We start from the raw sequence: 19,851 nt of genomic DNA, 5'->3' as shown, positions 1-19,851 counted from the left end.
CCAAGCCCGGTTATAGTCACCGTGTCGATGCATCGCGGCACGGCTAAAGCGACCGGCGCGCCGGGCCCGCCGAACGGCGGAGGCCCGGTCGGGCGGGCGACGAGTGGCAGGGTTGGGGGACCGAGGCCACCGGCGCATCCGCCGCACCGGGCTCCCGGCCGGCGCCGCGACCGCATGACAAGCTATGGGGGGAATCTTGTGATCGCGGAGCATTCCGTGATCGTGGCCCGAGGAATGGGTGTCCGCCGCGGGGGGCGGTGGCTCCTGCGCCCGGTGACCTTCGGCGTTCCCGAAGGCGTGGTCGGCTTGGCCGGTCCACCTGGTGCCGGTAAATCCACTCTGCTGGCCACGTTCGCGACCTTGCGCAGGCCGAATGCCGGCGCGCTGCACATTCTCGGACACGACATCACGAACGCCACCGCCCTGCGCGCGGCGCGGGCCGGCATCGGATACCTGCCGGCGCGGTTCTCCCGCGCGGAGCACATGACCGCGGGCGAGTTCGTCGAGTACGCGGCCTACTACAAGCGGACGAGCGCGTCCACCGCGCGCTCCACGATGCGGCGGCTCGACCTCGCCGAGGCCGCCGGCACCGAGCTCGCGCTGCTGCCGGCCGACGTCCGCCTCCGCGCGGGGCTCGCCGCCGCGTGCGTCCACGAGCCGGACGTCGTCCTCCTGGACGATCCCTTCGGCGACCTGTGCGCCGCCGCCGAACCCTGGCCCACCGGCGCCGCCGGTCCCGGACGCCACGCGCTCACCGCCGCCATGGCCGAGCTGATCCCGGTCCTCCGCTCCCTCGCCCCGACGGTGATGATCACCGCCGACGCCCCGGAGACGCTCACCGGCTGGTGCGACCGGCTCCTCACGCTCGCCCGCGGCCGGCTGACCGAGCAGCCCACCCACTCGGCCGCCGCCCACCGCGGCCGCACCCCCGCCGACCGCCGCGTCCTCGGCGCCATCGCCCAAGACGGCTCGCCCCTTGACTCTGCGGATCCTGACGGCGTGGCTCCGGACGCCGACTCGTGCGACGCCGGGGTCGGCGGCGATGCGGGCGCCGCGGGCCCGCGGAAGAGGAAGGCGGCGGGTCATCGTCGTCCCGCGCGGCTGACGCTGCCCCGGCCGGCGCTGCCGCAGCTGTCCCTGCCGCAACTGCCGCTGCCGCAGCTGGCGAGGCCGCGGGCGAGGCGGCCGCCCGCCGGGAGCGCCACCGGTGTCTGACCTGGGACGGGTGCTCCGGCTGGACGCCCGTCGCACGGCACTGCTGGTCGCGGTGCCGGTTCTGACCGCGGTCGGGACGACGGCGGCCGCGCTGTCGCTGTGCACCACGGTCGCCTACTGGGACAACACCGTCGTCGCGCTGCTCAACGCCGTCCGCTACCTGGGGCCCGTCGCGGCGGGCCTGGCCGCGTGGACGGCGGTGCGGGAACGTCCGCTCGACTATCTGCGCGACCTCACGGCCCGTTCGCCCGCCACGGGCGTGCTGTTCGATCTGCTGCTGCTGTCCGCCGCCGCGCTGGCCTCGTATGTCGCGGTGACGCTGGTGGTCGTCGTCGTCACGTTCGCGCAGGCGGAGACCGGGAGCCCGCACCCGCTGGGCGTGGCGGCGGGAGCGGGCTCGCTCGTCCTGCACGTCGTCGTGGGCTATCTGACCGGACGCGTCGTGCCGCATCGCGCCACAGCGGCCCTGGTCGTCGCCGTGACGTCGGTGTGGGCGGCGGCCCGCGTCCCCGGCGTGTCGTGGTGGAGCCTGCTTCCCCCGGCGGCGTTCGACAACCTCGCCCTGTTCACCACCCTCCGTCCCGGGGTCCTCGCCGACCAGGTCACCTGGACGGCCGGGCTGACCGCCGCGCTGATCCTCGGCTACGTGATGTGGGCGACGCGGCGCTTCCTGATCGTGCTGCCGCTGGTCGTGGCGCTGGCCACGACGGTCACCGCCACGCTCGGCCTGCACCGCTCGGGCGGCGGGACGGTCGCGCAGGTGGCGGCCGAGCCGGTGTGCCGCGAGTGGCCGCTGACCGTGTGCGTCCACCCCGCGCTGCGCGACGCGCTGCCCAGGCTGATGGCGGCGGCCACTCCCCTCGCCGCGCGGCTGAACGGGACGCCGGGCGCGTTCACCACGGTGGAGCAGCGCCCGGCGTGGGCGCCGATCGCGGTCACGGACGGCGTCGCCACCGTCCACCTCGACGAGGAGTTGTCGCCCGGGTACGCGGCGCGGGCCGTCCGGCAGATCAGCGAGAGCCTCAAGGACACCCGCACCTGCGTGGGCCAGCCGAACGGCTACCGCGCGATGGTCGACGCGTGGCTCCTCGGCGACGACTCCCCCGCCGTCCCCGACGTCCGCGCCGCGCGCCGGTTCGCCTCGTGGAGCGAGGGCCATCGGCGCGCCTGGCTGCGCCTGCACTTCGCCGCCTACCGCGCGTGCGCGCTCGGCCCGGCCGACTTCCGGACGACGGGGACACGCACCGTCCAGCCCGGACAGCAGTCGGGACGCGCCGCGGCCGACTCGCGCGTCACCGTCCCGAAGCGAAAGGCCCTGGGCCGCACAGGCCACGCCGGACACGCGGGCCACGGAGGACACGCAGGACACAGCGGAGGACGCGGCGGACACCACGGGGCGCGCGGAGGCTGAGACGGCGGACGGCCCGGCGGCGGCCCGGCCCGGCGACGGTCCGGCGACCAGCGGGCCTTCTTCGCCCACACCGACCTAACCGTCTCGCCAGATACGGGACGATCCAGGCGGGAAAGCCCCGTACATGGCTCGCTCGGAACAGAAGAACGACGCGCCCCGCAGGTCCTTCTCCGTTCTGCCCCGGCGCGCCGGGCTGCTCGCGCCCGCACTGCTCATCGTCGCGACCATCGCGGTCGTGCTGCTGGCCCAGCAGGCCCTGCGCGGCCTCCCCGGCTGGCTGAACCCGTTCGCCGAGGAGACGAAGGACCGCAGCGGGCCCGTCCTGCTGCAGTCGATCCGCGACCTGCACCGCTACGAGGCGGCGAGCGGCAACTTCCAGGTCATCGTCGACCTGGAGAAGGACGCCAAGTTCCTGCCGGACGGCCTGCGCGGCGAGCGCACCCTGTTCGTCGGGAACGGCTCCGTCGACGCCTATGTGGACTTCTCGAAGCTGGGCTCGGGCGCCGTCAAGGTGAACGCCGACCGGACGACCGCGACCATCACGCTGCCGCCCGCCCAGATGGAGAAGACCAACCTGGACCCGAAGCACAGCTACGTCCACGCCACCGAACGCGGCCTGTTCGACCGCTTCGGCGACTTCTTCAGCAGCAACCCGAACGACCAGCAGCAGCTCTACGTGCTGGCGTCCCAGAAGATCCAGACGGCCGCCGCGCAGAGCGGCCTGAAGGAACGCGCCGACGCGAACACGAAGACGATGCTGGAGAACATGCTCAAGGCCCTCGGCTTCACGACCGTGACCATCACCCCCTCATCCCAGTGACGGAGCAGAGGCGGGGGCGAGGGCGCAGTGTCAGCAGAGCGCGTTCTCGATCGTCGTCCTGGCGGCCATGCCCTGACGGTCGGCGGGCTCACCGGCGAGCTGGGTCGCCATCGCGACGGTGACGGCGCGGCCGCCGTCCGCGCGGACGCCTTCGCGGATCTTGTAGCCGAGCATGTCGCCGCCGTGCGCCCAGTAGCCCGCGCGGTCGCAGCGCAGCGGATACCAGAACAGGCCGAGCCCGTACCGGGAGCCCCCGTACGGGCCGTCCCATCGAGTCGGGACGGTCTGCTGCATCTGGGCGAGCAGCGGCGCCGGGACCAGCCGCCCGCCGATGAGCGCCAGGAAGAACCGGTTGTTGTCCCCAAGGGTGGTGATCATGGCGCCGGACGCGTCCGCCACGCTCGGGTCCAGGAGCGTGACGTCGGTCAGCGGCGCGTCCGCGCCGTACTGGTGGTAGCCGCGGACGAACGGCCGCCGCAGCGTCACCCGATTCCCCGGAACGTACGTGCCGTGAAGCCGGAGCGGGCGGATGACGCGGTCGCCGACCTCGTCCTGCCAGTCCTTGCCGGACGCCCTCTTGATGATCATGCCGAGCAGGACGTAGCCGGTGTTGGAGTAGTTCCACTTCGGCGTCCCGTCGGGGTGGGTCTCGCCGGGCTGGAAGTCGGGCTCGTGCGCAAGCGCCAGACCCACGAGCCGCTCGGGCGTGTAGTCGTCGAAGCGATGCTCGCGGTAGTAGCCGGCGCTCTCCAGGAGCGGGACGTCCAGCAGGAAGTTGTGCAGGCCGCTGGTGTGCTGAAGCAGATGGCGGACCGTGATCTTCCGTCCGTCGTTGCCGTTGCCCCGGACGAGCCCCGGCAGCCATCGCTCCACGGTGTCGTCCAGGCGGAGGCGTCCTTCACCGGCGAGTTGGAGCACCACGGTCGCGACGTAGGTCTTGGTGATGCTGGCGGCGCGGAAATGGGCGCCGGGCGGGACGGGCCGTCCGGTCCGCAGGTCGGCGACGCCGGCGCGTGCGGCGATTCGTCCCTCCGGCGTGTGCGCCTCCGCGAGCACACCGGTGATGCCGAGGCGGTGCAGCCCTTCGACGTCACGCCGCAGCCGATCGCCGGGATCGGCGCCCGCCGAGGCCGAGGCCGAGCCGGGCGCGACCGCGACCCCCGCCGTGAGAATCAGGGCCCCGGTCACGGCCAGTGGCCCACGCCTCCTCCGCGCACGCGCGGCGTCCGAGTGCATCGCCGGCTCCTCCAGTCCTCGTCGTCCGGTGCGGTCCGTCGAGGCTAGAGATCATGAACGCGCGGGCACGATGCGGCTGCCCGGTGAGGCGGGACTGGTGCCAGCCCCACCCCGCCTAGGCGGAGCGGCCCCGCTCAGGCGCCGGGGACGCGGAGGATGAGGGCGTCGCCCTGGCCCCCGCCGCCGCAGAGGCCGGCGGCGCCGACGCCGCCGCCGCGCCGCTTCAACTCGTAGGCCAGGCTCAGGACGATGCGCGCCCCGGACATGCCGACCGGGTGCCCGAGCGCGATGGCGCCGCCGTTGACGTTGACCTTCTCGGGGCCGACGCCGAGGTCGCGCATCGACTGGACGCCCACCGACGCGAACGCCTCGTTGATCTCGATGAGGTCGAGGTCGTCCACGCTCAGGCCCTCCTTGCCGAGAGCGTGCCTGATCGCGTTGGACGGCTGGGACTGCAGCGAGTTGTCCGGCCCGGCGACGTTGCCGTGCGCGCCGATCTCGGCGAGCCAGGTGAGCCCCAGCTCCTGCGCCTTCGCCTTGGACATCACGACGACGGCCGCGGCGCCGTCGGAGATCTGCGAGGACGAGCCCGCGGTGATCGTCCCGTCCTTGCTGAACGCCGGGCGCAGCCTGCCGAGGGATTCGGCGGTGGTGTCGCCGCGGACGCCCTCGTCCGTGCCGAACACGACCGGCTCGCCACGCCGCTGCGGGATCTCGACCGGAGCGATCTCCTCGTCGAACACGCCGTTCTTGATGGCGGCGGCCGCGCGCTGGTGGGAGCGGGCGGAGAACTCGTCCTGCTCCTCGCGGGAGATGTTCAGCTTGGCGTTGTGGTGCTCGGTCGACTCGCCCATGGAAAGGCCGTCGAAGGCGTCGGTCAGCGCGTCGTAGGCCATGTGGTCGAGGACCTCGACGGAGCCGTACTTGTAGCCGCCGCGCGACTTCGGCAGCAGGTGCGGCGCCTGCGTCATCGACTCCATGCCGCCCGCGACGACGATGTCGAACTCGCCCGCCCGGATCAACTGGTCGGCGAGCGCGATCGCGTCCAGCCCGGACAGGCACACCTTGTTGATCGTGACGGACGGGACGCTCATCGGGATCCCCGCCTTGACCGCCGCCTGCCGGGACGGGATCTGTCCCGCGCCCGCCTGCAGCACCTGGCCGAGGATCACGTACTGCACCTGCTCGCCGGTCACGCCGGCCCGCTCCAGCGCGGCCTTGATCGCGTGGGCGCCGAGGTCGGCCGCGGAGAAGTCCTTCAGCGAGCCCGTCAGCCGTCCGATGGGGGTGCGCGCGCCGGCGACGATCACGGACATTCAGGGGCCTCCAAGGGGTGCGTGGGCGACGTTTGCCACGATACCCAGGACGACACCGTCCGGTTCCGTTCGGCCCCGCCTGGCCGTCCGAGTAGGGAGAACGCCCGTGCTGACCCGTATCGACCACATCGGCATCGCCTGTCACGATCTTGAGGCGACCGTCGAGTTCTACCAGGCGACCTACGGCTTCGCCGACGCCCACTTCGAGGTGAACGAGGAGCAGGGCGTCCGGGAGTGCATGCTCAAGATCAACGACACCGGGGACGGCGCGGCGAGCTACCTGCAGCTGATCCAGCCGATCCGGGACGACTCCGCGGTCGCCAAGTGGATGGCGAAGAACGGCGAGGGCGTGCACCACATCGCGTTCGGGACGGACGGGACCGTCGCCGACGAGGCCGCCGGAATCGCGGGAAAGGGCGTCCGCGTGCTGTACGACGCGCCGCGCAACGGATCCATGGGATCCTTGATCAACTTTTTGCACCCGAAGGACTGCCACGGCGTCCTCACCGAGCTCGTCCAGAAGCGCCGAGACCCCGCATGATCTTGCGGTGCCGGCGCCGGAGAGCCTGCGGCGGCGGCGCCGCGGGGCTTGCGGCGCCGCGGCGCCGGGGTGCGACCGGATCGTGACGTGTTCGATATCACCCGGCCGGACGGCCCGACCCTGACCGCCGCTCTGTGACCGTTCAGACACATTTGGTGTATTTGTGGGCCCGGCACCTGCGGTCTCTCGGACCCGGTCCGTCCAATCACAAAGCAGACAAACCACGCAGCGTGTCAAGATGAACCCCCAACACGGCAGTGTCGGGAGTAGGCTTCATTCGCCGGAAGAGGTCTGGGGCACTGAGCCCGTCATGGAGCCCGTCATGCCGTCATGCCAGGCGATCAACCGGTCCCCGGAACCACTGGTAGCCCCGTCACATCCAGGATTGAGCCACATGCAGTCCGACATCGACGCCCAGCTCAGCAACTTCTTCGAAGACACGCCCCCACGCGAGTTCGACGTGGTGCTCCGCGGCTACGACCGGCACCAGGTCGACGAGCACATCAAATCGCTCGACAACGAGGTCCGGCAGACCCGCGAGCAGACCCAGGCCCTGCAGCGGGAACTGTCGGACGCCCACCGTCAGCTTCAGGAACAGGAACGTCCCACCTACTCCGGGCTCGGCGCCCGCATCGAGCAGTTGCTCCGGCTGGCCGAGGAGCAGGCCACCGAGCTCGTGCAGGCCGCCAGGTCCGAGGCCAACGAGATCAAGGCCGCCGCCAAGGTCGACGCCGCCGAGCAGCGCGCGAACGCCGAGAGCGACGCTTCCGAGCTGCGCGCCAACGCCCAGCGCGAGGGCGACGACATGCGCGGCGCGGCCGAGCGCGAGGCCGAGGAGGTGCGCACGTCAGCCCGCCGCGAGGCTGACGAGCTGACCTCCACGACCGAGCGCGAGGTGGCCAAGCTGCGCGCCACCGCCGACCACGAGGTCGCCGAGAAGCGCGCCGCCGCCGAGCGTGAGATCGCGAAGCTGCGGACCACGACCGAGCGCGAGGTCGCGCAGCTGCGCGCGTCCACCAAGCGCGAGCGGGACGAGATCCTCACCACCGCCAAGCGGCAGGCCGACGAGATGCGGGCCCAGGCCCAGCGCATCCTCGAGGAGAGCGAGGCCCAGCGCGCCCAGGCGGAGGCCGAGTTCGAGATCCAGCTGGCCGCCCGCCGCGAGGAGGCCGACCGGCAGGACGCGGAGCGCCACTCCGCGGCCCAGCAGGCCACGCAGAAGCTGGTCGCCGAGGCGGAGCAGCGCGCCGCGTCGGCCGAGCAGCGGGCCGCGAAGGCGACCCAGCAGGCCGAGCAGACCCGGCGCGAGGCCGACTCGCACGCCAAGCAGCTCATGGCCAACGCCCGCAAGAACTCCGACAACGTCATCGCCGAGGCCAAGGCGCAGGCCGAGCAGCTGCTCGCCGAGACCAAGGCCGAGGCCGACCGCGTCCGGACGGCGGCGCAGCGGCAGGTGGACGAGCTCACCCGGCAGCGGGACAGCATCACCAGCCACCTCAACCAGCTGCGCCAGCTCATCGGCGGCGTCGCGCCGACGATGGGCGGCGACGCCGAGCTGGCCGCGCCCCCGGAGAAGGCCGCGATCCCCGCGGCCGACCCCAAGCCGGCCCCGGCGCAGCAGCAGCCGAAGCAGCAGCAGCCGGCCGCGAAGGGCGCGCCGGCCAAGCAGGGCCAGGCCAAGAAGTCCGACGAGGACGACGAGGACTGGTGGCAGGAGTGAGCCGGTTCACGACCGCGTGACGCGGTCGACGTGCGACGGGAAGCCTAGAGGCCGGAAACGCCTCTAGGCTTTCCTACGTCTTACCACGTAGTCGCCTGTCCGGGGCCGGGCCGCCGGGTCGGCGGGCGACTGCGGCCGGACGGAAAGAGGAGAGCGGCGTGCCCGACCAGACCCCCCACGAGGACGGCCAGGAGGCGACGCACGGCGACGCGCGCCCGGCGACCGGCGGCAAGGTCCCCGCACCCGCCCCACCCGCCGACGAAGAGGACACGTCCGCCCGCCCCGCCCCATCCGAACCCGCCGAACCCGCCGAACCCGCCGAACCCACCGAACCCGCCGAGCCGGACTCGGAGGTCGTGGCGCCGAGCGGTGCGTTGAGGCCCGAGAAGATCGACGAGCCCGTCGGCGAGCGCGACCCGGCGACCGGCGCCCCGGTCAATCTCCCGGCGCCCACGGCGACGGCGGCGGGTACGCAGGTGACGCCCGACCCGGGCGCGCCCGACCCGGCGCACGACGTCGAGCAGCGCAGGCGCGAGGCGGGCGTCGACCACCGCTTCCCGTTCGGACGGCCCGGCCAGCCGCTCGGCCGCGCCCACCCGTTCGTGTTCGGGTTCACCGCCGCGCTCGGCGTCATCACCGCGTGGCTGCTGGTGCAGGCCGCGTCCAACGCCAAATCCGTGATCGTGATGATCGTGGTCGCGATGTTCCTGGCGGTCGGGCTCAACCCGGCCGTGGAGCGGCTCCGCAGGTTCGGGCTGCCGCGGTCCGCGGCGGTCGCGGCGGTGTTCCTGGTCGTGATCCTGTTCTTCGCCGGGTTCGTGGCCTCGCTCGTCCAGCCGGTGTCCGAGCAGGTCACCGAGCTGCGCAAGAACATCCCCGAGTACGTCGAGCAGCTGCAGGACAACAAGACGCTCGCCAACTGGGACAAGCGGTACGGGCTGCTGGACCGCGCCGAGGAGACGGTGAAGGGCGAGGACTTCCAGAAGAGCCTCACCGACATCGCCACCGGGATCGGGAAGGTCGCGGTCAGCGGCGTCTTCCAGACGGTCACCATCCTGATCCTGACGCTGTACTTCATGAGCTCGCTGCCGCAGATCAAGACGTTCTTCTACAAGCTGGCGCCGCGTTCCCGGAGGGCGAGGGTCGCGCTGCTCGGCGACGAGATCCTCGACCGGATCGGCGGCTACGTCGCCGGGCAGTTCACGATCGCGTTCATCGCGGGCACCATCTCGTACGTCTTCCTGTCGATCCTCGGGGTGAAATACGCCCTCGCGCTGGCGCTGATCGTCGCGGTGACCGACCTGATCCCGCTGATCGGCGCCACGATCGGCGCGGTCGTGGCGTGCCTGGTCGCGTTCCTCACCGGGAACGTCACCGACCTGATCGTCTGCGCGATCTTCTACCTGATCTACCAGCAGCTCGAGAACTACGTGGTCTATCCGCGGGTGATGAAACGGACGGTCGACGTCCAGCCCGCGGTGACGATCGTGGCGGCGCTGGTCGGCGGGGCGCTGCTCGGGGTGGTCGGCGCGCTGCTGGCGATCCCGACCGCGGCGGCGATCTCGCTGCTGATCCGCGAGATCGTCGTGCCACGCCAGGAGACGATGTAGCGGCCGGTCCGGGCGGTCAGTGGGCGGTCCGGGCGAGGGCGGCTGCGAACTCGGCCACGGCCTGGTTGAACAGGTCCGGCTGCTCGACGGCGCACAGGTGCCCGGCGCGCGGGATGACGAGCAGTTCCGCGTTCGGCGCCGCGTCCGCCATGGCGCGGGCCTCGTCCTCGGTGGCCAGGGTGTCCTCGTCCCCGATCATGACGAGCGCGGGGACGCGGAGGCCGCGGAGCGTGCCGAACGACTCGGGGCGTCCCGCCATCGCGCGCTGCGCCCACGCGGCGGCCCGCGGCGGCGTGGCCTGGACGAGCCCGCGCACGCGCCCGTAGATCAGGGCGCGCTGCCGGTACGTGGTGGGCCCGACGAGCGCGGGCAGCACCTCGTCCACGAGGACCCGCGTGGCGCCGTCGCCGTCGAGCCGTCCCGCCTGCCGCAGCCGGTTCTCCCGGACGGGCCCGGTGTCGGCGGCGGCGCGGGTGGCGGCGAGCACGAGCCCGAGGACGAGGTCGGGGTGCCGCCGGCACAGCGCCATCGCGACATAGCCGCCCATGGACAGCCCGCCGACCACGGCCCGCCGGACGCCGAGCCGCCGGAACAGGAGGGCGACGTCGTCGGCCATCGCGTCGACGGACGGTTCGTCGTCGCCGAGCCGCGAGCCGCCGAAGCCGCGCAGGTCGGGCGTGATGACCCGGAACCGGTCGGCGAGGCCCTCCCGCTGGGCGAGCCACATCGCCGAGGAGAGCGGGAACGCGTGCAGCAGGACGAGCGGCGGGCCGGATCCGACGTCCCTGGCGTACAGCTGCACGGTCATGGGCGGCCCTCCCGGACGGCGTCGCCGAGGGCCGCCGTGGGCGCGGCGGCCGGAACGCGCCGGCTCCACCATCGTTACCCGCTATCGGGGCAGGCGTGACGGAAATGGCCGTGACCGGCCGCATGGAGTTACTTGTCCGGTTCGTCCCATTCGGTGGGGAGCGGCGCGGCCGCCGGGGCGACCCGCCGCACGATCTCGTTCAGCACGATCCGCACGTACGGCTCGCCCACCCACAGGTGCTTGGCGTTGTCGACCGCGATCACCTCGGCCTGCGGGACGCGCTTGAACCGTTCCCGCGCCTCCGCCGGACGCAGGAAGTCGTCGAACTCGGGGACGAGCGCCACGACGGGCCGCCCGTCCGCGCCCCAGGCGTCCAGGTCGGCGTCGGCCGCGCGGCGCAGCGGCGGGGACAGCAGGATCGCGCCCTCGACCAGCGGGTCGCGGCCCCATTTCAGGGCCAGCTCGGTCCCGAACGACCAGCCGAGCAGCCACGGGCGCGGCAGATCGTGGTACTCGGTGTACTCCAGCGCCGCCGCGACGTCGAACCGCTCGGTCTCCCCCTCGCCGAACTCGCCCTGGCTCGTGCCGCGCGCGGACGTCGTCCCGCGCGTGTTGAACCGCAGCACCGCGAGGCCGGCGAGCGCGGGCAGCCGGTAGGACGCCTTGCGCAGCACGTGGCTGTCCATCATGCCCTCGGCCGTGGGCAGCGGATGCAGGCAGACCAGCGTCGCGACCGGCGGCCTGTCGACGGGCAGGGCCACCTCGCCGACCAGCTCCAGCCCGTCGGACGTGTGCAGCGTGATCTCCTCGCGCCGCGCCGGCAGCACCGTGGACGCCCTGATCTCAGCCATGAATCTCCTTAGTAGCGGGGCGCGTCAGTAGCGGGGCGCGTTGCGCGAGCGCTGCACCTTGGGCGAGCGCCGGGACCGTGCCTGCCAGCAGGGGCGGTGCCAGTGCCGCCGGTGTTCGCCGCCCTGGTCGTCCGCCCGCCAGGCGACGACGTGCGCGGCGCCCTGCGGGATCTCCTGATCGCATCCGGGGCACCGGTACGCCTTGGCCGCGCCCGCCCCGGACACGGCCCGGACGATCCACTCCCCGTCCGGCCCCTCCTCGGTCTCCTGAGCCCACGACCCGCCCCCGCCGCCCCCAGCGCCCTTCCCAGGGCGACCGGAGACGGCACGGCGGTTCTTGCGGGGACTCATGCTTCGAGGATATTCAGCGCAACGGGCTGCCCGCTGTGACGTGTTCGACGAGGAGCGGGGCCGGGGCGAGGGCGGGGTCGCGGGTCTCGGTGTGGAGGGCGCGCAGGACGGTGACCGCGCGGTCCAGGCCGAGGCGGTCGAGGTCGGCGATCGGGCCGGTCGGGTATCCGCAGCCGAGCGTCATCGCGGCGTCGATCGAGTCGGCGTCGGCGTATCCGGCGCCGAGCATGGCGGCGGCGTCGTTCAGGTACGGGAATCGGAGCGCATCCACGATGAACCCGGCGCGGTCGCGGCAGCGGACGACGGTGAGCCCGAGGCGTCCGGCGAGGTCGGCGGCCCGGTCCGCGACGCCGGGCGCGGTCGCGACCGTGGCGGCGATCTCGGCGAGCGGGTTCGCCTGGGCCGCCGGTTCGGGCAGGTGCAGCCCGACGACGTCGGCGGGACGTCCGGTCGCCATGGCCTGCCGGATCACCGACCCGTCCGCGAACGTGACGGCGAGCACCGTGCCCGGCTTGACGGCCTGGGCGGCGGCGGACAGCAGCGCCCGGCCGGCCTCGGCGTCCTCCGCGGCCTCGATGACCAGGTCGCAGCCGGCCAGCTCGGCGGCGGAGTCGCGGACCTGGGTGCCCGCGCGGTCGCACAGGGCGCGGATCGCGTCCGCGAGCGGGCCGACGCCGACGATGCCGACGACCGGCGGCGGGCCGTCCGGCGCGTCCGGTGCGTCCGGCTTGGCCGCTTTGCCGCCGTCGTAGGCGTAGAAGCCGCGGCCGGTCTTGCGGCCGAGCAGCCCGGCGGTGACGAGCTCGCGGAGGATCGGCGAGGCGGCGTGGCGGCGGTCGCGGGACTCGGCGTAGATCGCGTCCAGCACCTGGAGGCAGGTGTCGAGGCCGATCAGGTCCATGAGGGTGAACGGGCCCATCGGCAGCCCGGCGCCGGCCGTCATCGCGGAGTCGATGTCGTCGCGGGTGGCGTGCCCGGACTCCAGCATCGCCGCGGCCTGGTTCAGGTAGCCGAAGAGCAGCCGGTTCGCGACGAACCCGGCCCGGTCCCCGATCGAGACCGGTGTCTTGCCGAGGCCCTTGACCAGCTCGGCGACGCGGGCGGCGGCGTCCGGCTCGGTGAGGACGGTCGCGATGACCTCGACGAGCTTCATCACCGGCGCCGGGTTGAAGAAGTGCACCCCGACGACCTTGGCCGGACGGCCCGTCCCGGCCGCGATGTCCGTGACCGGCAGGGAGGAGGTGTTCGTGGCGAGGACGGCGTCGTCGCGGCACACCCGGTCAAGCTGGGCGAAGACCTTGCGCTTCAGGTCGAGCCGTTCCGGGACGGCCTCGATGACCAGGTCGCAGTCGCCCAGGTCGGCGAAGTCGACGGAGAGCGTGACGCGGTCGAGGATCTCCCGCTGCGCCTCCTCGCTGAGGCGCCCGCGTTTGACGGCCCGTCCGGTCGAGGTCTCCAGGTGCCCGCGCCCGCGTTCCAGCGCGTCCCGGTCCACCTCGACGCCGACGACGGCGAGGCCGCCGCGCGCCAGCACCTCGGCGATCCCCGCGCCCATCGTGCCCAGTCCGACGACCCCGACCCTGCTGAACGAACGACCAGTCATGGACGGCAGTCTCGCAGAGCGCGCAGGCGTCCACGATGCCGGGTACGACGGGGACGTGCGCCTCGGAATCTTCCTCCTCACCGCCCGTTTCCCCGGCCAGAACGACGCCGCGGCCCTCTCCCGGACCGTCGAGGCGGCGCTCGCCGCCGAACACGCCGGGTTCGACGACGTGTGGCTCGCGGAACACCACTTCATGTCGTACGGGGTCGTCCCGTCCGCGACCGTCCTCGCCGGGCACATCCTGGCCGCCACCGGCCGGATCGACGTGGGGACGGCGGTCAGCGTGCTGTCCAACCAGCATCCGGTGGCGCTGGCCGAGCAGGCCGCGATGCTGTCGCTGCTGTCCGGCGGCCGGTTCCGCCTGGGCGTCGGACGCGGCGGCCCGTGGCGCGACCTGGAGGTCTTCGGCACGGGTCTCGACCGCTACGAGCACGGCTTCGCCGAGTCACTGGACCTGCTGCTGGCGTGGCTGCGTTCCGACAGGGTCGCGTGGGACGGGGAGCAGTTCCGGTTCCGTGAAGTGCCGGTCGTCCCGCGCGCGCTTGCACCGCCGTCGGTGACGGTCGCGTGCACGTCCCCGGCGACGGAATCGCTGGCCGCGGCGCGGGGGCTGCCGATGCTGCTGGGCATGCACGTCGGGCCGGACGAGAAGGCCGCCGCCGTGGCCCGCCACGGGCTGCCGGACGCCCCGCACATCTCGACCCATGTGGCGCAGGTCGCCGACACGCGAGAGGAGGCCGTCAAGACGCTCATGGACGAGATGCCGCGCTGGCTCGGGCCTGGCCTGGAGGGTTACGTCGCCGTGGACGATCGTCCGCGGCCGTCCCGCGACCCGGTCGGCTACACGCGCCGCATGTGCGAGCTTCATCCCGTGGGTTCGCCGGACGACTGCGTGGAGTCGCTCGTGACGACCGCCGAACGCACCGGCGTCCGGCATCTGGTCCTGCTGGTCGAGGCCGCCGGGTCCCGGGAGGCCACGCTGGAGAACATCGCCCGGCTCGGCGCGGACGTCCTGCCGAAGGTCCGCTCCGCCGTCGCCGAGAAGTGACGGCTGCTTTTCCTAGGTGCTGATGCGCGGCGCGCCGAACCGCTCGGCGCGCCGCGACGGTAGATCAGCAGTCGCGGAGTTCGGGCGACTGGTTGAGGATCTGCTCGCGGGGCGTCACGAACGTGCGGTAGGCGTCCGAGCCGCCGTCCGGGAAGACGGCGACGCGGTGGCAGTTCTGGAACGCCAGCCGGACGCCGAAGTAGCGCTCCAGCGCGCCGCGCATCGAGTCGCTCGCGAGCACCCGGAGCAGCTGGCCGCGGGCCTGCTCGTCCGGCGGCGGCGTGTGGTTGTCGGCGAACTCGCCGCCGTCCACCTGCAGCCGGGCCACCAGGCCGCTGACCATGTCCCACGCGTACGGGAGGGACGTCTTGATGCACTCGACGAACTCCGCGTCGCCGACCTCGCCCTGCTTCGCCGTCTCCAGGAGTTCCGGGGTCACGTCAAGAGACATTGCGGGGGTCCTTTCGTCGGATGCCAACGACGCTAATCACGCGTCCCCGAGAAAACCAGGCTTGACAAAGGTTTTCATTCCGCTATGCCCCGGACCGGCGAACCGCCGCGCCGTCTCGTGTCCCGGCCGCCCCCGCGAGCCGGGACGCGGTCAGCGCGGCTGCGCGGCGCCGTGCCCGGACGGCCGCCGCCGCCGGACGGGACGGGCGGTGGCGGCGGCGCGCTCCGCCCAGTACTCGCGGGCCCGGCGCGCCGTCCGTCCGGCCCTGACGGCCCGCGCCTCCGCCCGCAGCTCGCGGCCCCGCTCCTGCATGATCGACTGCATGATCTCGTGGTGGAACACGACCCCTCCAAGGTCCCCCGCCGGGCCGAACAGCACGGCCCCGCAGTTAAGAGACTCGTTCTAAGGCCCCCGCCACCACATCGGCATGACGCCTTATATCGGGCGTCCGGGCGCCTTAGCCGTCCGCCCGCACTAGGGTTGGTCGCCGTGCGTCTCGTTATCGCCCGCTGCAGCGTCGACTACGCCGGCAAGCTCACCGCCCACCTGCCGATGGCACTCCGCCTGATCCTGATCAAGGCGGACGGGAGCGTCAGCGTCCATGCCGACGACCGCGCCTACAAGCCCCTCAACTGGATGAATCCGCCCTGCTCGCTGCGCGAGGAGCCGCACGAGGAGAACGGCGCCGTCGCCCGCTGGACGGTCACGCACGGCAAGTCCGGCGAGCGGCTCATCCTCACCATCGAGGAGTTCCTGCACGACACCAGCCACGAGCTGGGCGTCGACCCGGGCCTGCAGAAGGACGGCGTCGAGGCGCACCTCCAGGAACTGCTCGCCGAGCACATCACCACGCTCGGGGACGGCTGGACGCTGATCCGCCGCGAGTTCCCCACCGCGATCGGCCCGGTCGACATCCTGTGCCGGGACGCGGGCAGCGCCACCGTCGCCATCGAGATCAAGCGGCGCGGCGAGATCGACGGGGTCGAGCAGCTCACCCGCTACCTGGAGCTGCTCAACCGCGACCCGCACCTCGCGCCCGTCCGCGGCGTCTTCGCGGCGCAGGAGATCAAGCCGCAGGCCCGCGTCCTCGCCACCGACCGCGGCATCGACTGCGTCACCCTCGACTACGACGCCCTCCGCGGCATCGAACACGAGGGAACCCTCTTCTAACCCCAACCGGGGTCACCCGCCGAGCCGGGCGACCGCAGCGGCACGGTCACCATCCCGCACGGTCACGCAGAACCCGCACCGTGGCGTGAGGATCGACCGGCTCGTGGCGGGGGTTCCAGGGGGTCGCCCCCATGGGGTAAATACTGCGGGCATGACCTTTCAAGCCAGCGGCAGCTTCGACATCGACGCGTGGGAAGCCGAGAAGCCCTATGAGGAGCAGAACGGCACCAAGCTGACCCGGGTCCACGTCGGCAAGACGTTCCACGGCGACCTCGTCGGGACGAGCAGCAGCGAACTGATCACCGTGGAGTCCGCCGCCGGGCCCGTCGCCTACGTGGGGATCGAGACCGTCCAGGGCATCCTGCACGGGCGCGAGGGGACGTTCGTCCTGCAGCACAGCGCGGGCAGCGAAGACGGCACGCCCGACACGCAGTGGCTGCGGTGGCTGATCGTGCCGACGTCCGGCACCGGCGAGCTGGCGGGCGTCCGCGGCCTCGGCCAGATCACCGTCGCCGAGGACGGCGGCCACACCTGGGCGCTGGAGTACACGCTCGACTGAGGAACGGTTCCGCGGCGGACGGCCGGTAATGTTCAGGCATGCCCCCGGTCACCGCCGATGCGACACGCGAGCGGATCATCGACGCCGCCGAAGAGTGTTTCGGCCGCTTCGGCGTCGCCGGGACGACGGTCGAGGACATCGCCGCCGCGGCGAACCTGTCCCGGGCCACCGTGTACCGCAGCGTCACCGGCGGGCGGGACGAGCTGATCCTGGCCGTGCTGATGCGCGACCTGCGCCGCTTCCTCGACGTGCTCGCCGAGCGGCTGCGCACCGAGCGGTCGGTGCCGGAGGCGATCGTGGAGGGCACGCTGGACGCGGTCGAGTACGTCCGGCGCGAGCCCGCCGTGGCGCACTTCCTGGCGCCGGAGGCGGCGGGCCACATGCAGGCGGCGGTGGCGGGCGCGGCGGAGCACGTGCTCGCGCTGTGCTGCGAGTACGTCCGGCCGCATTTCGAGCGGGCGCAGCGGCAGCGGACGCTCAGGGCCGACATCGAGGTGGAGGGGACGGTCGAGTTCCTCTTCCGGATCATCACCTCGCTGATCGTCATGGACCGGGACCGGGACGCCGACGGGCTGCGCCGCTTCCTGCGCACCTATGTCGTTCCGGTCATCGCGGCGCCATGACCGCGGCGAGAAGGTAGCTTCCGAGATGGCGGCGAAGATCAGGCTGGACGGGACGCCGGGCGGCCGGCGCGGCGAGAGGGGCCGGGAACGATGAGGGGAACTGCGCACGGGACGCGAGGGGCCGCGGCGGTCCGGCCGAGCCCGGTGTTCCTCGGGATCGTGGCGGCGACCGTCCTGTGCGGCCTGGTCGCCTGGCGGTACGGGGAGAACCCGACGATGGCGGCGCGGATCGCGGTGTTCGGGTTCGTCCTGTCGGCGTGGGTGCTGTCGCTGTGCCTGCACGAGTTCGGGCACGCCTACATGGCGTACCGGTCGGGCGACCGCGGCGTCGTCGCCAAGGGCTACCTGACGCTGAACCCGCTGAAGTACTCCGACATGCTGCTCAGCTTCCTGATCCCGGTGGTGTTCATCCTGCTCGGCGGGATCGGCCTGCCCGGCGGCGCCGTCTGGATCGACCGGCACGTGATCCCGGGCCGGATCAGGCACAGCCTGATCTCGGCGGCGGGGCCGCTGTCGAACGCGATGTTCGCGGTGATGCTGGCCGTCCTGTACAAGAACTTCGCCCACCAGGACCACGGCGTCTTCTGGCTGGGCGTGGCGTTCCTGGCGTTCTTGCAGGTCACGGCCGCGATCCTGAACCTGCTGCCGATTCCCGGGCTGGACGGCTTCGGGATCATCGAGCCCTACCTGCCGCGCCGCTGGGTGGACCAGCTCACCCCCTACGGCGGCTACGTCTTCCTCGTCCTGATCGCCCTGCTGTGGCTGGGCCCGGTCAACGAGGCCTTCTTCGACCTGATCTACAACGTCACCGGCGTGCTGGGCCTGGGCGAGCTTCCGATCCAGGTCGGGCACTCGCTGTTCCAGTGGTGGAACGACTACCTGTGATCCGGCCGGCCACCTGAGATCCGGTCGGCTACCCGAGATCCGGTCGTCCGCGGCCGGGCCTAGGGTGGTTTACTAGCGAGTACCATCGCGCAAGCAGGCACTTACACGGCTCCTCCCGGGAGGTTCCCCATGTCCGTGGCCACGGAGAGCACCGAGACGTTCGCGTCGCTGAACCCGGCCACCGGCGAGGTCGTCGCCGAGCACCCCGTCCAGGACGCCGCCGCCGTGGCCGCGGCCGTCGAGCGCGCCCGGGAGGCCGCCGGATGGTGGCGCGCCCTCGGCTGGAAGGAGCGCCGCCTCCGCCTGCTGAACGTCAAGGGCGCGCTCACCCGGAACCTCAACCGGATGGGCGAGCTCATCCATCAGGAGACCGGCAAGCCGCTGCAGGACGCCCAGCTTGAGACGATCATGGCGATCACGCACCTCGACTGGGCCGCCCGCAACGCCCAGAAGGTCCTCGGGCCGCGCGGCGTCTACCCGGGGATCATGTCGATCAACCAGAAGTGCGTGCTGGAGTACCAGCCGCTCGGCGTCGTCGGCGTGATCGGGCCGTGGAATTACCCGATCTTCACGCCGATGGGCTCGATCGCGTACGCGCTGGCCGCGGGCAACGCCGTGGTGTTCAAGCCGTCGGAGTTCACCCCGGGCGTCGGCGTGTTCCTCGCCGAACTGTTCGCCGCGGTCGTCCCGGAGCATCCCGTCCTGCAGACGGTCACGGGGCTGGGCGAGACGGGCGCGGCGCTCGCGTCCTCCCCCGGCGTCGACAAGATCGCCTTCACCGGCTCGACCCGGACCGCGAAGCGCGTCATGGCCGCCTGCGCCGAGAACCTCACCCCGATCGTCGCCGAATGCGGCGGCAAGGACGCCTGCATCGTCGACTCCGACGCCGACCTCGACGCCGCCGCCGACGCCGCGCTGTGGGGCGCGATGTCGAACGCCGGGCAGACCTGCATCGGCGTCGAGCGGATCTACGTCGTGGACGAGGCGTACGACAAGTTCCTCGGCAAGATCACCGAGAAGGCCCGCGACCTGCGTCCCGGCTTCGACCGCGAGGCCGCCTACGGGCCGATCACGATGCCCGGCCAGCTCGACGTCATCGAACGCCACATCAAGGACGCGCTCGCCAAGGGCGGCAAGGCCGTCGTGGGCGGTGCCGAGTCGGTGCGCAAGCCGTACGTGGAGCCGGTGGTGCTGACCAACGTGCCGGACGACTCGTCCGCCGTCCGCGAGGAGACGTTCGGGCCGACGATCACCGTCCACCGCGTCAAGGACCTGGACGAGGCGGTCGAGAAGGCCAACGAGACCTCCTACGGCCTCGCCGGGACGATCTTCTCCGGCGACAGGTCCCGCGCCCTGGACGTCGCCCGCCGGATGCGGTCCGGCATGACGTCCATCAACGCGTTCGCCGCGTTCGCGCAGGTCGCGGCGCTGCCGTTCGGCGGGGTCGGCGAGTCGGGGTTCGGCCGCATCCACGGCGCGGACGGCCTGCGCGAGTTCACCCGCCCGAAGGCGATCACCCGGCAGCGCTTCGCGACGATGAACCTGACCTCGTTCGGCCGCGGCGAGAAGGAGATGGCCCGCGTCCTCGACATGATCAACCTGATCCACGGCCGCCGCTACAAGCGCTGAGGGG

At 72.4% G+C, this 19,851-nt stretch carries 20 protein-coding genes; 12 read left to right on the top strand and 8 right to left on the bottom strand.

Annotated elements, in window-relative coordinates; all coding sequences use genetic code 11:
- Positions 1-27: 27 nt before the first annotated feature.
- The 3 genes from ACH35V_RS07165 to ACH35V_RS07155 all read left to right on the top strand — a co-directional run bounded on the left by ACH35V_RS07165 (position 28) and on the right by ACH35V_RS07155 (position 3,446).
- Positions 28-1,215 carry an ATP-binding cassette domain-containing protein gene (locus ACH35V_RS07165; protein WP_395971143.1) on the top strand — a complete coding sequence of 396 codons (1,188 nt, stop codon included), beginning with the start codon at positions 28-30 and terminating at the stop codon, positions 1,213-1,215.
- Positions 1,208-2,626 carry a hypothetical protein gene (locus tag ACH35V_RS07160; protein WP_395970789.1) on the top strand — a complete coding sequence of 473 codons (1,419 nt, stop codon included), beginning with the start codon at positions 1,208-1,210 and terminating at the stop codon, positions 2,624-2,626. The genes ACH35V_RS07165 and ACH35V_RS07160 overlap by 8 nt, the downstream gene beginning before the upstream one ends.
- Positions 2,627-2,750: 124 nt before the next feature.
- The gene (locus ACH35V_RS07155; protein WP_395970787.1) at positions 2,751-3,446 is read left to right on the top strand and encodes a DUF4230 domain-containing protein; all 696 of its coding nucleotides are present in this window, start codon (positions 2,751-2,753) and stop codon (positions 3,444-3,446) included.
- 30 nt (positions 3,447-3,476) lie between these two features.
- Here the strand turns inward: ACH35V_RS07155 and ACH35V_RS07150 are convergent, their stop codons facing one another.
- Both ACH35V_RS07150 and ACH35V_RS07145 read right to left on the bottom strand, forming a co-directional pair.
- A complete protein-coding gene (locus ACH35V_RS07150; protein WP_395970785.1) occupies positions 3,477-4,682 on the bottom strand; it encodes a serine hydrolase domain-containing protein in 1,206 nt (401 codons plus the stop codon).
- 134 nt (positions 4,683-4,816) lie between these two features.
- Positions 4,817-5,998: an acetyl-CoA C-acetyltransferase gene (locus tag ACH35V_RS07145; RefSeq protein WP_395970783.1), complete on the bottom strand. Its 1,182-nt coding sequence runs from the start codon at positions 5,996-5,998 to the stop codon at positions 4,817-4,819.
- A gap of 106 nt (positions 5,999-6,104) precedes the next feature.
- On the opposite strand from ACH35V_RS07145, the gene mce reads away from it, so the two are divergent.
- From mce to ACH35V_RS07130, 3 genes are all read left to right on the top strand, one after another.
- The gene (mce, locus tag ACH35V_RS07140; RefSeq protein WP_395970781.1) at positions 6,105-6,539 is read left to right on the top strand and encodes a methylmalonyl-CoA epimerase; all 435 of its coding nucleotides are present in this window, start codon (positions 6,105-6,107) and stop codon (positions 6,537-6,539) included.
- A 394-nt stretch (positions 6,540-6,933) separates the two neighbouring features.
- Positions 6,934-8,259 carry a DivIVA domain-containing protein gene (locus ACH35V_RS07135; protein ID WP_395970779.1) on the top strand — a complete coding sequence of 442 codons (1,326 nt, stop codon included), beginning with the start codon at positions 6,934-6,936 and terminating at the stop codon, positions 8,257-8,259.
- Between the two features lie 158 nt (positions 8,260-8,417).
- Positions 8,418-9,869 (top strand): AI-2E family transporter, encoded by a 1,452-nt coding sequence (locus tag ACH35V_RS07130; RefSeq protein WP_395970777.1) that lies wholly within the window; start codon positions 8,418-8,420, stop codon positions 9,867-9,869.
- 16 nt (positions 9,870-9,885) lie between these two features.
- Here the strand turns inward: ACH35V_RS07130 and ACH35V_RS07125 are convergent, their stop codons facing one another.
- From ACH35V_RS07125 to ACH35V_RS07110, 4 genes are all read right to left on the bottom strand, one after another.
- On the bottom strand, positions 9,886-10,677 hold the full coding sequence (locus tag ACH35V_RS07125; protein ID WP_395970775.1) for an alpha/beta fold hydrolase: 792 nt from the start codon (positions 10,675-10,677) through the stop codon (positions 9,886-9,888).
- A 128-nt stretch (positions 10,678-10,805) separates the two neighbouring features.
- A complete protein-coding gene (locus ACH35V_RS07120; protein WP_395970774.1) occupies positions 10,806-11,528 on the bottom strand; it encodes an alpha/beta hydrolase in 723 nt (240 codons plus the stop codon).
- 24 nt (positions 11,529-11,552) lie between these two features.
- Entirely contained in the window at positions 11,553-11,879 is a 327-nt protein-coding gene (locus ACH35V_RS07115) for an ATP/GTP-binding protein (RefSeq protein ID WP_395970772.1), read from the bottom strand.
- A 13-nt stretch (positions 11,880-11,892) separates the two neighbouring features.
- Positions 11,893-13,482 (bottom strand): 3-hydroxyacyl-CoA dehydrogenase family protein, encoded by a 1,590-nt coding sequence (locus tag ACH35V_RS07110; RefSeq protein WP_395970770.1) that lies wholly within the window; start codon positions 13,480-13,482, stop codon positions 11,893-11,895.
- 55 nt (positions 13,483-13,537) lie between these two features.
- Here ACH35V_RS07110 and ACH35V_RS07105 point away from each other — a divergent pair, with 55 nt between their 5' ends.
- Positions 13,538-14,530: an LLM class flavin-dependent oxidoreductase gene (locus tag ACH35V_RS07105; protein ID WP_395971142.1), complete on the top strand. Its 993-nt coding sequence runs from the start codon at positions 13,538-13,540 to the stop codon at positions 14,528-14,530.
- Between the two features lie 64 nt (positions 14,531-14,594).
- On the opposite strand, the gene ACH35V_RS07100 is transcribed toward ACH35V_RS07105, so the two are convergent.
- Together ACH35V_RS07100 and ACH35V_RS07095 are read right to left on the bottom strand one after the other, a co-directional pair.
- Entirely contained in the window at positions 14,595-14,981 is a 387-nt protein-coding gene (locus ACH35V_RS07100; RefSeq protein WP_395970768.1) for an SCO5389 family protein, read from the bottom strand.
- A gap of 150 nt (positions 14,982-15,131) precedes the next feature.
- A complete protein-coding gene (locus ACH35V_RS07095; protein WP_395970767.1) occupies positions 15,132-15,323 on the bottom strand; it encodes a hypothetical protein in 192 nt (63 codons plus the stop codon).
- A 147-nt stretch (positions 15,324-15,470) separates the two neighbouring features.
- Between ACH35V_RS07095 and nucS the strand changes: the two genes are divergently transcribed.
- The 5 genes from nucS (at position 15,471) to ACH35V_RS07070 (ending at position 19,847) form a co-directional block, all read left to right on the top strand.
- A complete protein-coding gene (nucS, locus tag ACH35V_RS07090; protein WP_395970765.1) occupies positions 15,471-16,151 on the top strand; it encodes an endonuclease NucS in 681 nt (226 codons plus the stop codon).
- Between the two features lie 151 nt (positions 16,152-16,302).
- Positions 16,303-16,710: a DUF3224 domain-containing protein gene (locus ACH35V_RS07085; protein WP_395970763.1), complete on the top strand. Its 408-nt coding sequence runs from the start codon at positions 16,303-16,305 to the stop codon at positions 16,708-16,710.
- 38 nt (positions 16,711-16,748) lie between these two features.
- Positions 16,749-17,333 (top strand): TetR/AcrR family transcriptional regulator, encoded by a 585-nt coding sequence (locus tag ACH35V_RS07080; RefSeq protein WP_395970761.1) that lies wholly within the window; start codon positions 16,749-16,751, stop codon positions 17,331-17,333.
- 90 nt (positions 17,334-17,423) lie between these two features.
- On the top strand, positions 17,424-18,218 hold the full coding sequence (locus tag ACH35V_RS07075) for a site-2 protease family protein (protein ID WP_395970760.1): 795 nt from the start codon (positions 17,424-17,426) through the stop codon (positions 18,216-18,218).
- A gap of 129 nt (positions 18,219-18,347) precedes the next feature.
- Positions 18,348-19,847, top strand: coding sequence for an aldehyde dehydrogenase family protein (locus tag ACH35V_RS07070; RefSeq protein WP_395970758.1), 1,500 nt, complete (start codon positions 18,348-18,350; stop codon positions 19,845-19,847).
- The last annotated feature ends 4 nt before the right edge of the window (positions 19,848-19,851 follow it).

The organism is Actinomadura sp. 1N219, assembly GCF_044326405.1.
GTDB lineage: Bacteria > Actinomycetota > Actinomycetes > Streptosporangiales > Streptosporangiaceae > Spirillospora.
This window is presented reverse-complemented; position numbering and strand designations above follow the sequence as displayed.

Coding starts and splice junctions, on each gene's coding strand:
- ACH35V_RS07165 (WP_395971143.1), top strand. CDS start 28: ATGCATCGCGGCACGGCTAAAGCGACCGGCGCGCCGGGCCCGCCGAAC.
- ACH35V_RS07155 (WP_395970787.1), top strand. CDS start 2,751: ATGGCTCGCTCGGAACAGAAGAACGACGCGCCCCGCAGGTCCTTCTCC.
- ACH35V_RS07150 (WP_395970785.1), bottom strand. CDS start 4,682: ATGCACTCGGACGCCGCGCGTGCGCGGAGGAGGCGTGGGCCACTGGCC.
- ACH35V_RS07145 (WP_395970783.1), bottom strand. CDS start 5,998: ATGTCCGTGATCGTCGCCGGCGCGCGCACCCCCATCGGACGGCTGACG.
- ACH35V_RS07135 (WP_395970779.1), top strand. CDS start 6,934: ATGCAGTCCGACATCGACGCCCAGCTCAGCAACTTCTTCGAAGACACG.
- ACH35V_RS07125 (WP_395970775.1), bottom strand. CDS start 10,677: ATGACCGTGCAGCTGTACGCCAGGGACGTCGGATCCGGCCCGCCGCTC.
- ACH35V_RS07120 (WP_395970774.1), bottom strand. CDS start 11,528: ATGGCTGAGATCAGGGCGTCCACGGTGCTGCCGGCGCGGCGCGAGGAG.
- ACH35V_RS07115 (WP_395970772.1), bottom strand. CDS start 11,879: ATGAGTCCCCGCAAGAACCGCCGTGCCGTCTCCGGTCGCCCTGGGAAG.
- ACH35V_RS07110 (WP_395970770.1), bottom strand. CDS start 13,482: ATGACTGGTCGTTCGTTCAGCAGGGTCGGGGTCGTCGGACTGGGCACG.
- ACH35V_RS07100 (WP_395970768.1), bottom strand. CDS start 14,981: ATGTCTCTTGACGTGACCCCGGAACTCCTGGAGACGGCGAAGCAGGGC.
- ACH35V_RS07085 (WP_395970763.1), top strand. CDS start 16,303: ATGACCTTTCAAGCCAGCGGCAGCTTCGACATCGACGCGTGGGAAGCC.
- ACH35V_RS07080 (WP_395970761.1), top strand. CDS start 16,749: ATGCCCCCGGTCACCGCCGATGCGACACGCGAGCGGATCATCGACGCC.
- ACH35V_RS07075 (WP_395970760.1), top strand. CDS start 17,424: ATGAGGGGAACTGCGCACGGGACGCGAGGGGCCGCGGCGGTCCGGCCG.
- ACH35V_RS07070 (WP_395970758.1), top strand. CDS start 18,348: ATGTCCGTGGCCACGGAGAGCACCGAGACGTTCGCGTCGCTGAACCCG.